The 12,320-nt window shown below is 74.9% G+C and carries 11 protein-coding genes; 2 read left to right on the top strand and 9 right to left on the bottom strand.

All coding sequences use genetic code 11. The features are described 5' to 3' along the window. From FA014_RS13375 to FA014_RS13355, 5 genes are all read right to left on the bottom strand, one after another. Positions 1-431, bottom strand: a 431-nt coding sequence (locus FA014_RS13375) for a hypothetical protein (protein WP_230323143.1), incomplete at its 3' end; no start/stop codon positions are given. Positions 432-565: 134 nt separating this feature from the next. Then, entirely contained in the window at positions 566-1,894 is a 1,329-nt protein-coding gene (locus tag FA014_RS13370; RefSeq protein WP_154730162.1) for a M16 family metallopeptidase, read from the bottom strand. 1 nt (position 1,895) lies between these two features. Further along, positions 1,896-4,127, bottom strand: coding sequence for a polyribonucleotide nucleotidyltransferase (locus tag FA014_RS13365; RefSeq protein WP_154730161.1), 2,232 nt, complete (start codon positions 4,125-4,127; stop codon positions 1,896-1,898). 211 nt (positions 4,128-4,338) lie between these two features. Then, positions 4,339-4,608 carry a 30S ribosomal protein S15 gene (rpsO, locus tag FA014_RS13360; protein WP_154730160.1) on the bottom strand — a complete coding sequence of 90 codons (270 nt, stop codon included), beginning with the start codon at positions 4,606-4,608 and terminating at the stop codon, positions 4,339-4,341. Positions 4,609-4,737: 129 nt separating this feature from the next. Beyond that, complete coding sequence (locus FA014_RS13355; RefSeq protein ID WP_154730159.1) at positions 4,738-5,757, bottom strand: bifunctional riboflavin kinase/FAD synthetase; 1,020 nt, start codon at positions 5,755-5,757, stop codon at positions 4,738-4,740. Between the two features lie 168 nt (positions 5,758-5,925). Between FA014_RS13355 and FA014_RS13350 the strand changes: the two genes are divergently transcribed. Then, positions 5,926-6,366, top strand: coding sequence for a YdeI/OmpD-associated family protein (locus tag FA014_RS13350; protein WP_154730158.1), 441 nt, complete (start codon positions 5,926-5,928; stop codon positions 6,364-6,366). Positions 6,367-6,390: 24 nt separating this feature from the next. Here FA014_RS13350 and truB read toward each other — a convergent pair whose 3' ends face one another. Both truB and FA014_RS13340 read right to left on the bottom strand, forming a co-directional pair. Next, complete coding sequence (gene truB / locus FA014_RS13345; protein WP_154730157.1) at positions 6,391-7,356, bottom strand: tRNA pseudouridine(55) synthase TruB; 966 nt, start codon at positions 7,354-7,356, stop codon at positions 6,391-6,393. Next, the gene (locus tag FA014_RS13340; protein ID WP_230323142.1) at positions 7,353-7,985 is read right to left on the bottom strand and encodes a TetR/AcrR family transcriptional regulator; all 633 of its coding nucleotides are present in this window, start codon (positions 7,983-7,985) and stop codon (positions 7,353-7,355) included. The genes truB and FA014_RS13340 overlap by 4 nt, the downstream gene beginning before the upstream one ends. A 73-nt stretch (positions 7,986-8,058) precedes the next feature. Between FA014_RS13340 and FA014_RS13335 the strand changes: the two genes are divergently transcribed. Beyond that, positions 8,059-9,534: a DHA2 family efflux MFS transporter permease subunit gene (locus tag FA014_RS13335; protein WP_154730156.1), complete on the top strand. Its 1,476-nt coding sequence runs from the start codon at positions 8,059-8,061 to the stop codon at positions 9,532-9,534. Between the two features lie 145 nt (positions 9,535-9,679). Here FA014_RS13335 and rbfA read toward each other — a convergent pair whose 3' ends face one another. Beyond that, on the bottom strand, positions 9,680-10,132 hold the full coding sequence (gene rbfA / locus FA014_RS13330) for a 30S ribosome-binding factor RbfA (protein ID WP_154730155.1): 453 nt from the start codon (positions 10,130-10,132) through the stop codon (positions 9,680-9,682). 99 nt (positions 10,133-10,231) lie between these two features. Next, positions 10,232-12,320, bottom strand: a 2,089-nt coding sequence (gene infB, locus FA014_RS13325; protein ID WP_154730154.1) for a translation initiation factor IF-2, incomplete at its 5' end; no start/stop codon positions are given.

Genomic DNA, 12,320 nt, shown 5'->3' with positions numbered 1-12,320 from the left:
TCGCCGGGGCCCGCCGCGGCGTCCCACGCCGCGCGCATCCCCGCGGCCAGCGCGGGCTCGTCCATGCCGAGCGCCTCGCCCAGCGGCCGGTGCTCGTCCACCAGGAACCCCGTCGGGTGGAGCGCGGACAGCGCCCACGGAGCCAGCCGGGCACCCACCTCCCAGGACTCGGCGTCCCCGGCGGGCAGCACCACCCCGGGCACGACGCGGGGGCCGCGCAGCACGCTGCCGACCGTCTCCGCCTCCCGGGTCAGCGGGTCGACCCAGCGCACCGGTGCGCCCAGGCGGACGACGGCCGACGGGCGCCCGTCGGGCAGCGCGACGCGCGGCGGGGCGGCGTGCGGCGCGCGCGCCACCCACAGCGCCTCGACCAGCCCCGGCGACCGGGGGGCGACGGCGACGGAGCGGCGGGCGGAGGTGACGGCTGCCATGCCCTCATCATCGTCCCGCACGGCGCGCGGCGGAACGGGACCTCCGGCCCGGCCCGTGGCGCGACGCGGACGCCCCGGGACGGCAGGAGCCGGGCCCCCGTGCGGGGACCCGGCTCCTGGACGGTCGAGGGGGGTCAGTCGCCGAACGGCCCGACCCGCACCACGGACCGGGGCCGGGACGCCAGGTCGGCGGCCAGCTCCTGCACCTCGCGGGCCGTGACCGCGCGGACGCGGTCGAGCGACTCCTGCGTGGACAGCAGCTCGCCGTGCACCAGCTCGGACTTGCCGAGCCGGCTCATCCGCGACCCGGAGTCCTCCAGGCCGAGCACCAGGCTGCCGGACAGCTGCCCGACCGACCGGCGCAGCTCGGCGTCGGTGATGCCGCCGTCCGCCAGCCGCTCCAGCTCGGCGACCAGCAGCTCGGTCACCTCGTCGATCTTCGCCGGCGCGCAGCCCGCGTAGAGGCCGAACACGCCGGTGTCGGCGTGCCCGGACGCGAACGAGTACGTCGAGTACGCCAGACCCCGCTTCTCGCGGATCTCCTGGAACAGCCGGGACGACATGCCGCCGCCCAGCGCCGCGTTCAGCACGGAGAGCGTGAACCGGCGCGGGTCGGTGGCGGTGAGCCCCGTCCCGCCGACGATGACGTTGCCCTGCTCGGTGGTGCGGCGCACCGTCACCTCGGAGGCGCCGGCGGTCACCGGCTGCGCCGCGGACGCGCCGCGGCGCGCGACGGGCGCGACGCCGTCGGCGAGGTCCCAGCCGCCGTCCTGCAGCGCCCGGGCGACCTGCGCGGCCAGCACGTCGTGGTCGACGTTGCCCGCCGCGGTCACGACCAGCGTGTCCGGGCGGTAGTGCTGCCGGTAGTGCTCCCAGACGGCGTCCCGGGGCACGGCGCGGATGGTGTCCGGCGTGCCCCCGATCGGCCGGCCCAGCGGGTGGTCGCCCAGCACGACGGTGGCGAACCGCTCGTGCACGACGTCGCTCGGGTCGTCGTCGTTCATGGCGAGCTCCTCGAGGATCACGCCGCGCTCGGTCTCGAGCTCGTCGCGGTCCAGGCGCGCGGAGGTCACCATGTCGGCGATCACGTCGACCGCCATCGGCACGTCCTCGTCGAGCACCCGGGCGTAGTAGCAGGTGTGCTCCTTGCCCGTCGCGGCGTTCGCCTCGCCGCCGACCTCGTCGAACGCCTCGGCGATGTCCATCGCCGTGCGCCGCGCGGTGCCCTTGAACAGCAGGTGCTCGAGGAAGTGGGTCGAGCCGTGGTGCCCGTCCGACTCGTCCCGGGAGCCCACGCCGACCCACGCCCCGACGGACGCGGACCGGACGCCGGGGACGTGCTCGGTGAGCAGGCGGACCCCGCCGGGCAGGACGGAGCGACGGACGGATCCGTCACCCGCCTGCCCGGCGGTCACGTCGCTGCCCGGCGTGCCGGGCGCGACGAGCGGGAGGTCCAGGGGCACGTCAGGCGTCGGCCGGCTCGGTGGTCGCGGCCTCGTCCGAGCCCGCGCCCTCGTCCTCGACCACCGCGTGCAGCGACAGCTTGCCGCGCGGGTCGATCTCACCGATCTCGACCTGGACCTTCTGGCCCACGCCGAGCACGTCCTCGACCTTCTCGACGCGCCGGCCGCCCACGAGGCGACGGATCTGCGAGATGTGCAGCAGGCCGTCCTTGCCCGGGGACAGCGAGATGAACGCGCCGAAGGTGGTCGTCTTGACGACCGTGCCGACGAAGCGCTCGCCGATCTCCGGCATGTGCGGGTTGGCGATCGCGTTGATCGCCGCCCGCGCGGCCTCCGCCGACGGACCGTCGGTGGCGCCGATGTAGACCGTGCCGTCGTCCTCGATCGAGATGTCGGCGCCGGTCTCCTCCTGGATCTGGTTGATCATCTTGCCCTTCGGGCCGATGACCTCGCCGATCTTGTCGACCGGGACCTTCACCGAGATCACGCGCGGGGCGTTCGGCGACATCTCGTCGGGCGTGTCGATCGCCTCGTTGATGACGTCGAGGATCGCGAGGCGCGCCTCCTTGGCCTGGGTCAGCGCGTCGGCCAGCACGGAGGCGGGGATGCCGTCGAGCTTGGTGTCGAGCTGGATGGCCGTGACGAACTCGCGGGTGCCGGCGACCTTGAAGTCCATGTCGCCGAACGCGTCCTCGGCGCCCAGGATGTCGGTGAGCGCCGCGTAGCGGGTCTCGCCGTCGACGGTGTCGGACACGAGGCCCATCGCGATGCCGGCGACGGGGGCGCGCAGCGGCACACCCGCGTTCAGCAGCGACAGGGTCGAGGCGCACACGGAGCCCATCGACGTCGAGCCGTTGGAGCCGAGGGCCTCGGACACCTGGCGGATCGCGTACGGGAACTCCTCGCGGCTCGGCAGCACCGGCACGAGCGCGCGCTCGGCGAGGGCGCCGTGGCCGATCTCGCGCCGCTTCGGCGAGCCGACGCGGCCGGTCTCACCGGTCGAGTACGGCGGGAAGTTGTAGTTGTGCATGTAGCGCTTGCGCGTCTCGGGCGACAGCGTGTCGAGCTGCTGCTCCATGCGGAGCATGTTCAGCGTGGTGACGCCCAGGATCTGGGTCTCGCCGCGCTCGAACAGCGCCGAGCCGTGCACACGGGGCAGGACCTCGACCTCGGCGGACAGCGTGCGGATGTCCCGCAGGCCGCGGCCGTCGATGCGGAAGCCGTCGGTGAGGATGCGCTGGCGGATGACCTTCTTGGTCACCGAGCGCACCGCGGCGGACAGCTCCTTCTCGCGGCCCTCGAACGAGGCGGCGAGCTGGTCCAGGACCTCGGCCTTGACCTCGTCCAGGCGACCCTCGCGGGTCTGCTTGTCCGCGATCTGCATGGCCTCGCGGATCTTCGCCTCGGCGGCGCCCTCGACGGCCTCGTACGCGTCCGGCTGGTAGTCCGGGAACGTCGGGAAGTCGCGGGTCTCCTTGGCCGACTGCGCGGCGAGCTGCTGCTGCGCCTCGACCAGGGCCTTGATGAACGGCTTGGACGCCTCGAGGCCCTCGGCCACGACCGCCTCGGTCGGGGCGGTGCCGCCCTCGTCCTTGATGAGGTTCCAGGACTTCTCCGGGGCCTCGGCCTCGATCATCGCGATCGCGACGTCGTCGCCGACGACGCGGCCGGCCACGACGATCTCGAACGTGGCGCGCTCGCGCTCGGTGTACCGCGGGAACGCGACCCACTGGCCGTCGATCAGCGCGATGCGCACGGCACCGACCGGGCCGGAGAACGGCAGGCCGGAGATCTGGGTGGAGATGGACGCGGCGTTGATCGCCAGCACGTCGTACGCGTCGTCCGGGTGGATCGCCAGGACGGTGACGACGACCTGGACCTCGTTGCGCAGGCCCTTGACGAACAGCGGGCGCAGCGGGCGGTCGATCAGGCGGCACGCCAGGATCGCCTCGGTCGACGGGCGGCCCTCGCGGCGGAAGAACGAGCCGGGGATCTTGCCGGCGGCGTACTGCCGCTCCTCGACGTCCACCGTCAGCGGGAAGAAGTCGAACTGGTCCTTGGGGTGCTTGCCCGCCGTCGTGGCGGACAGCAGCGCGGTCTCGCCGTCGAGGTACGCCATCGCGGCGCCGGCGGCCTGCTTGGCGAGGCGGCCGGTCTCGAAGCGGACGGTGCGGGTGCCGAAGCGACCGTTGTCGATCACGGCCTCGGCGAACTGGATCTCGGGACCCTCCACGGGTGCCCTCCTTTGTCTCGAAGGCGCCGGACCGGTCACGGCGGTCTTCGATCGAGGCACCCGGACACACGTTCCGGGAACCACTACCGAGGACCGGACGCGTCGACCGGCGCGGAGTGAGAGTGGTGCTGTGGTGGTGCACGCCGGCCCCCCCCGGGGGCCGACGCAGGACCAGCCCGGACCCCGATCGGGGTCCGGGCTGGTCAGGCGGTCATCGGCGCAGGCCGAGCCGCTGGATCAGGCTGCGGTAGCGGTCGATGTCGACCTTCTGCAGGTAGCCCTGGAGGCGACGACGCTGGCCGACCAGCAGCAGCAGGCCACGGCGGCTGTGGTGGTCGTGCTTGTGCGTCTTGAGGTGCTCGTTCAGGTCGTTGATGCGCTGCGTCAGCAGGGCGATCTGGACCTCCGGCGAGCCGGTGTCACCCTCGTGGGTGGCGTACTCGGCCATGATGGACTTCTTGGTGGCGCTGTCGAGGGGCACGACTCTCCTGGTTGTCTCGTTGCGCGGTGCTCCGGGGCAGGTCCACCCGGGCGCTCTCGTTCCGCGGCCGTTCTGACGGCTGTGCGAGTCTACCAGGTGCGGGTGCCGGACCCGGGTCCTACGGGGGCGTCAGCCCGCGGCGCCGGCCAGGACCTCGCGCACGCCCGCCACGTCCTGGTGCATGCGCGCGACCAGCTCGTCCACCGACTCGAACCGCAGCGTCGGCCGCAGCCGCTCGACGAACTCCAGCACGACCTCCTCGCCGTACAGGTCGAGGTCGGTCCGGTCGAGCACGTACGCCTCGACCCGGCGCTGCAGGCCGGCGAACGTCGGGTTGGTGCCGACCGACACCGCCGCGGGCAGCACGGCGTCCGGCGACCCGGCGGGCACCGAGGGGCGCCGCAGCCACCCGGCGTACACGCCGTCCGCGGGCACCATGCCGGTGGCGTCCTGCGACAGGTTGGCGGTCGGGAACCCGAGGTCGCGGCCGCGCTTGTCGCCGTGCACCACGGTGCCGCGCATCCGGTGCGGGCGGCCGAGCACGCGGGCGGCCTGCCGGACGTCGCCGGCGACCAGGAGCTCGCGGACCCAGGTCGACGACCAGCGGCGGCGCAGCGGGTCGGCGAGCGCGGCGGCGTCCCCGGGCGGCTCCGCGGCCCCGCCGGCGACGGGGTCCGGTGCGACGTCCTCGATGACCTCGACGGCGAACCCGAACCGCTCCCCCAGCTCGACCATGGTCGCCAGGTCGCCGGCGTTGCCCCGGCCGAACCGCACGTCCCGGCCGACGACGACCGTGCGCGCGTGCAGCCCGTCCACGAGGTAGCGGCGCACGAACTCCTCGGCGGTCTGCTGCGCGAAGTCCAGCGTGTAGGTGAGCAGCAGCACGGCGTCGAGGCCGGTCTGCTCCAGGAGCTCCAGGCGGTCGGCGTCCCCGGTGAGCAGCGGCGGGGCGGTGTCCGGGCGGTGCACCTGCTGGGGGTGCGGCGTGAACGTGACGGCGACCGAGCGGGCACCGACCGCCCGGGCGTCGGCGACCATCCGGGTCAGCACCCCGACGTGGCCCCGGTGCACCCCGTCGAAGTTGCCGACCGTCACCACCGACGGCCCGAAGTCCGCGGGGACCTGGGCCAGGTCCGTCCAGCGCTGCACCAGCTCTCCCGTCGGTCGGCGCCTCGCGGCGCGCTCGGCGCCGGCGGGTCGCGGCGCGGGGACAAGCCTGCCACGGCGCGGGGGGTGCCCGGCGCGCGGCGCCGCGCGCCGGGCGGCGCTACGCTCGGCCCGCTACCGCGCCACGGCCCAGGCACCCGGAGGTCCCGCATGGTCACCCTGCGCACCACGCTCGTCGCGACGGGCGGGACGACGACCGGCGTCGAGGTGCCCGAGGACGTCGTGCTCGGGCTCGGGCGCGGGAAGCGGGTGCCCGTCGTCGTGACGATCAACGGCCACGCCTACCGCGGCTCGATCGCGCCGTACTCCGGCGGCTACTGGGTCGGCGTCTCCGCGGCGAACCGCGCGGCCGCCGGGATCGAGGCGGGTGCGGCCGTCGAGGTGGACCTCGCGGTGGACGACGAGCCCCGCACCGTCGAGGTGCCCGCGGACCTCGCGGCGGCCCTCGCCGCCGGCGGGCCCGCGGTCGCCGAGGCGTGGGCGGCGCTGTCGTACTCCCGGCAGCGCGCGCACGTGCTGGCGGTCGAGGGCGCGAAGACCGTCCCGACCCGGGAGCGCCGGGTCGCGTCGGTGGTCGCCGCGCTCGCCTGACCGGTCAGGAGGCGGCTCACCCCGTCAGGAGGCGGCTGCGAAGACCAGGGCCGGGCGGGCGTGCGGGCCGCGGTCCTCGAGGAGCGCCGCGAGCGTGCCGTCCGGGGTCAGCGCGGCCACCGTCACGCCGGCGCCGGTGCCCGTGGCCGGGATGCGCTGACCGTAGGACAGCGCCCGCGCCTCGGCCTCGGTCAGCTCGCGCACGGGGAACGTCGCCCGCGCGGCCTCGGCGAGCGGCAGCGTGTCCAGCGGCGCGTCGGCCGGCCACGCCTCGAGGTCCTCGAGCGACCGCGCCCCGTCGATCCCGTACCCCCCGACCCGCGTGCGCCGCAGCGCGGTCAGGTGCCCGCCGACGCCGAGCGCCCGGCCGAGGTCCCGCGCGAGCGCGCGGACGTAGGTGCCCGACGAGCAGACGACCGTGACGTCGACGTCGAGCGCGGGGACGCCCGAGCCGTCCGCGTCGGGCACCTCCCGCGCCCCGTGCACGTCGAACCGCGCGATCGTGACGGGCCGGGCCGCGAGCTCGACGTCCTCCCCCGCGCGGACCCGGGCGTAGGCGCGCTGCCCGTCGACCTTGATCGCGCTGACGGCGCTGGGCACCTGCTGGATCGGGCCGGTGAGCCCGGCGACGCCGGCGTCGACCGCGGCCCGGGTCACGCCGGAGGCGTCGGCGCGGGCGAGGGGCTCGCCCTCGGCGTCGTCGGTGGTCGTCGCCACCCCGAGGCGGATCGTCGCGGTGTACTCCTTGTCCGCGCCCACGACGTAGGTGAGCAGCCGGGTCGCCCGCCCGACCCCGAGCACGAGCACGCCGGTCGCCATCGGGTCGAGCGTGCCGGCGTGGCCGACCTTGCGGGTGCCCGCGAGGCCGCGCGCCCGGGCGACGACGTCGTGGCTGGTCCAGCCCTGCGGCTTGTCGACGACGAGCAGGCCGTCCGGTGCGGTGGGGCGGCGCGGGCGGTCGGGGCGGCGCTGGTCGCGCGCGGCGCTCACGCGGTCGCCCCGGCGCGGTCGCCGGCCGTGGCGGCGGTCCCCGCGGCGACGACCTCGGGGGCGAAGCAGCGCAGCAGCGCGTCGAAGCCGGCGTCCCGCCCGGCGTGCGCGAAGCCGTCCGAGCTGAGCAGCACGTTGATCAGCATGCCGTCGGCCACGAACCGCCGGGCGGTCTCGTCGCCGTCCGGGTCGTCCGGCTCGACGCGGTCCCGGAACAGCCGGAAGACCTCCCCGAGCGTGTGCCGGGCGAGCGCGGTCACCTCCGGGTCCTCGGCGGTGAAGCCGTGCATGAGCACGCGCAGCAGGTCGCGGTCGGCCATGAGCTCGACGTAGGCGCGACCCGTGCGCTCGACCGCCCCCGGCCCGGGCTCGACCGCGGCCATCGCCGCGAGCACCCGCTGCGTCGTGTGGCGGTAGGCCTCCAGGAACAGGCGCTGCTTCGAGCCGAACAGCCGCACGACGTAGGGCTGCGACACCCCGGCGGCGCGCGCGACCTGGTCGGTCGTCGTCCCCGCGTACCCGCCCTCGGCGAACACCTCGATCGCGGCCGCGAGGATCTGCTCGCGGCGCTGGTCCCCCGACATGCGGGGGGCGCGGGGCGCGGGGCGGGCGGCCTGGTCGAGGTCCATGGTTGACATGTTATCAGCTGATTACTAACGTCCGTGGCATCGAAGTAATCAGCCGATGCTTACAGGAGCTCCGATGTCCGCGCAGACCCGCACCACCGCCCCGGGTGCCCGTGCCCCGGGCACCCCCGCGCCCGCCCCGCCCCCGGACGGCACGCCGGCCCCGGCACGGCGCACCGCCCGCGCCGTCCCGGTCGCGGTCGCCCTGCTCGCGGCGTCGCTGCCGATGTTCATGGCCACGCTCGACAACCTCGTGGTGACGAGCGCCCTGCCCGTGCTGCAGGCCGAGCTCGGCGCCTCGCTCACCGACCTGCAGTGGGTGGTGAACGCGTACACGCTGGCGTTCGCGTCCCTGATGATCGCCGCCGCCACGCTCGGGGACCGGTGGGGCCGCCGCCGCACCTTCCTCGGCGGGATCGCGGTGTTCACGCTCGGCTCCGTGGCCGCCGCGCTCGCCGGCTCCCCCGGCGCCCTGATCGCCGCCCGCGCCCTGCAGGGCGTCGGCGCCGCGGCGGTCATGCCGCTGTCCCTCACCCTGCTCGCCGCCGCGGTCCCCGCCTCCCGGCGCGCGATGGCCATCGGCGTCTGGGGCGGCGTCTCCGGCCTGGGCGTCGCGCTCGGGCCGGTGGTCGGCGGCGCCGTCGTCGAGGGCATCTCGTGGCAGGCCATGTTCTGGATCAACGTGCCGGTGGCCGTCGTGGCCCTGCCCCTCGTGCTGCGGGCGCTGCCCGAGCAGCGCGGCCGGGCCCAGCGCCTCGACCTGCCGGGCCTGCTGCTCGCCGGCGCGGGCGTCCTGGGGATCGTCTGGGGCGTCGTGCACGGCAACGAGGACGGCTGGACCTCGGCGGGCGTGCTGGGCCCGGTCGTGGGCGGTGTCCTGGCGCTCGCGCTGTTCCTGCGGCACGAGGCCCGCACCCCGCACGCGCTCGTCCCGCTGCGGCTGTTCCGGTCGCGGAGCTTCGCCGTCGCGAACGTCTCGGGCTTCGCGTTCTCGCTCGGCGCGTTCGGCGCCGTGTTCCTGCTCGCCCAGTACCTGCAGGTGGTGCAGGGCTACTCGCCGCTGGAGGCCGGGCTGCGCACGCTGCCGTGGACCGCCGCGCCGATGGTCGTCGCGCCGCTCGCCGGGATGCTCGCCCCGCGGGTCGGGGTCCGGGTGCTGCTCACCGGCGGCCTCGTGGCGCAGGCGGCCGGGCTGGCCTGGCTCGGGGTCGCCGCGGCGGACGGCGGGTACCCCGCGCTCGTGCCCGGGCTGGTGCTCGCCGGCGTCGGCATGGGCCTGACGTTCGCGCCCAGCGCCACCGCGGTGCTGGCCGGCATGGCCCCCGACGACCACGGCACCGCGTCGTCGACGAACTCGACGCTCCGGGAGGTCGGGGTGGCGCTCGGCGTCGCCGTGCTGACCGCCGTGTTCACGGCCGCGGGCGGGACGATCAGCCCGGACGGCTTCGACGCGGGCCTGCGCCCGGCGGTGCTGACCGGCGCGGCGGTCATCGCCGTGGCGGCGATCGCGTCGCTCGCCATGCCGCGCGGCACCGGCCGCGCGGAGGCCTGACCGCCCGGCCCCACCCGGGGGCCCCTCGCGCCCGCACGCCCGGGCGGACCCGCACGCCGAGGTCGGCACGACGCCGCGAGGTCGTCACCCAGGGGTGACGACCTCGCGGCGTCCCGACGACCTCACGGCCGCGCCGGCGGGACGCTCAGCGCGCCTCGTCCGCCTCGTCGGCGTCCTCGTCCGCCGGCTTGCGGTACGGGTCCGCCTCGCCGGCGTACTGGGCGCCCGTCGCCAGCGCCGAGACCTCGCGGTCGCGGCGGGCGGCCTCGAGCAGCGCCGCGTCCAGGTGCGCGGCGGTCTCGGGCACGGCGTCCAGGTGGAACTCCAGCGTCGGGGTGAGCCGCACGCCGGTCTGCTTGCCGACCTCGGACCGGATCAGGCCCTTCGCGCTCTCGAGCGCCTGGGCCGTGCCCTCGCGGGCCTCCTCGTCGCCGAGCACCGTGTAGAACACGCTGGCGTGCTGCAGGTCGCCCGTCACGCGCACGTCGGTCACGGTCACGAAGCCCAGCCTCGGGTCCTTGATCCGGGTGTCGAGCATCTGCGCGACGATCTGCTGGATGCGGTCCGCGAGCTTCCGGGCCCGGGGGTGGTCCACCATTGTCGAACTCCTCTCCTCGCCCGCGTCGGCGGGCGCACAGACGGCCGCGGGCCTGCCCCCACGCTCGGTGCGTGGGGGCAGACCCGCAAGTGGGACCGGTCAGGAACGCGGCTTCTCGCGCATCTCCCAGGTCTCGATGATGTCGCCCACCGTGACGTCGTTGTACGACCCGAGGCCGATACCGCACTCGAAGCCCTCGCGGACCTCGGTGGCGTCGTCCTTGAACCGCTTGAGCGACTCGACGGTGAGGTTGTCGCCGATGACCGCGCCGTTCCGGAGCACCCGCGCCTTGGTGTTGCGGCGGATCTCCCCGGACCGGACGATCGAGCCGGCGATGTTGCCGAACTTGGAGGAGCGGAACACCTCGCGCACCTCGGCGGAACCGAGCTGCACCTCCTCGTACTCCGGCTTGAGCATGCCCTTGAGGGCCGCCTCGACGTCGTCGATCGCCTGGTAGATGACCGAGTAGAACCGGACGTCCACGCCCTCGCGCTCGGCGAGGTCCTCCACCCGCTCCGCGTACTTGACGTTGAAGCCGATGATGATGGCGTTGTCGACCGTGGCGAGGTTGACGTCGTTCTGCGTGATCGCACCGACACCGCGGTGGATGACGCGCAGGTCGACCTCGTCGCCCACGTCGATCTTGAGCAGCGCGTCCTCCAGCGCCTCGACGGCACCGGACACGTCGCCCTTGAGGACCAGGTTGAGGGTCTCGACCTTGCCCTGCTGCAGCGCCTGCGTGAAGTCCTCGAGGCTGATGCGCTTGCGGCGCTTGGCCAGGAGGGCGGCGCGCTCGGCGGCCTCGCGCTTCTCGGCGATCTGCCGGGCGGTGCGCTCGTCCGGCGCCACCAGGAAGGTGTCGCCGGCGCTCGGCACCGACGCCAGGCCGAGGACCAGCACCGGACGGGCCGGGCCCGCCTCGGTGACGTTCGCGCCGTGCTCGTCGAACATCGCCCGGACGCGGCCGTGGGCCGTGCCCGCGACGATCGCGTCGCCGACGTGCAGCGTGCCGGACTGGACCAGGACGGTCGCGACGGCGCCGCGGCCCTTGTCGAGGTTCGCCTCGATGGCGACACCGCGGGCGTCCTTGTCGGGGTTGGCCCGCAGGTCGAGCGCGGCGTCCGCGGTCAGCAGCACGGCCTCGAGCAGCTCGTCGATGCCCATCCGCTGCTTGGCGGACACGTCGACGAACATGGTGTCGCCGCCGTACTCCTCGGCCACCAGGTTGTACTCGGTGAGCTGCTGGCGGATCTTGGCGGGGTTGGCCCCCTCCTTGTCCACCTTGTTGACCGCGACCACGATCGGCACGTTGGCCGCCTGGGCGTGGTTGAGCGCCTCGATGGTCTGGGGCATCACGCCGTCGTCCGCCGCGACCACGAGGATCGCGATGTCCGTCACCTGCGCACCACGGGCACGCATGGCGGTGAACGCCTCGTGACCCGGGGTGTCGATGAACGTGATGGCCCGGTCCTGGCCCTCGTGCTCGGTCCGCACCTGGTAGGCGCCGATGTGCTGGGTGATGCCGCCGGCCTCGCCCGCGACGACGTCCGTGGACCGGATGGCGTCGAGGAGCTTGGTCTTTCCGTGGTCGACGTGACCCATGACCGTGACGACCGGCGGGCGCGGGAACAGGTCCTCGTCGCCCTCGCCCTCGAGCTCGGCGTCCAGGTCGATGTCGAAGGCCCCGAGCAGCTCGCGGTCCTCCTCCTCGGCCGAGACCATCTCCACGACGTAGCCGAGCTCGGTGGCCAGCGTGCCGAAGGTGTCCTCGTCGAGGGACTGGGTCGCGGTCGCCATCTCACCGAGGTGGAACAGCACCGTGACCAGCGAGGCCGGGTTGGCGTCGATCTTGTCGGCGAAGTCGTTCAGCGACGAGCCGTGGCGCAGGCGGATGACGGTCGAGCCGTTCCCGCGAGGCACCTGCACGCCGCCGAGCGACGGCGCCTGCATCTGCTCGAACTCCTGGCGCTTCGCGCGCTTCGACTTCCGCCCGCGGACGGGACGGCCACCGGCGCGACCGAACGCGCCCTGGGTCGAGCCGCGGCCACCGGCACCGGGACGGCCACCGCCGCCACCGGGACGGCCGGCGAAGCCGCCACCACCACCGGGACGGCCACCGCCGCCGCCGTAGCCGCCGCCACCGCCGCCGGGACGGCCACCGCCGCCGCCGGCACGGGCCGGACGGTCG

The sequence above is a fragment of the Cellulomonas hominis genome (assembly GCF_005239125.1).
GTDB classification, from domain to species: domain Bacteria; phylum Actinomycetota; class Actinomycetes; order Actinomycetales; family Cellulomonadaceae; genus Cellulomonas; species Cellulomonas hominis_A.
Note: the sequence above shows the minus strand (reverse complement) of the source record. Positions and strands in the feature narration are given on the sequence as shown.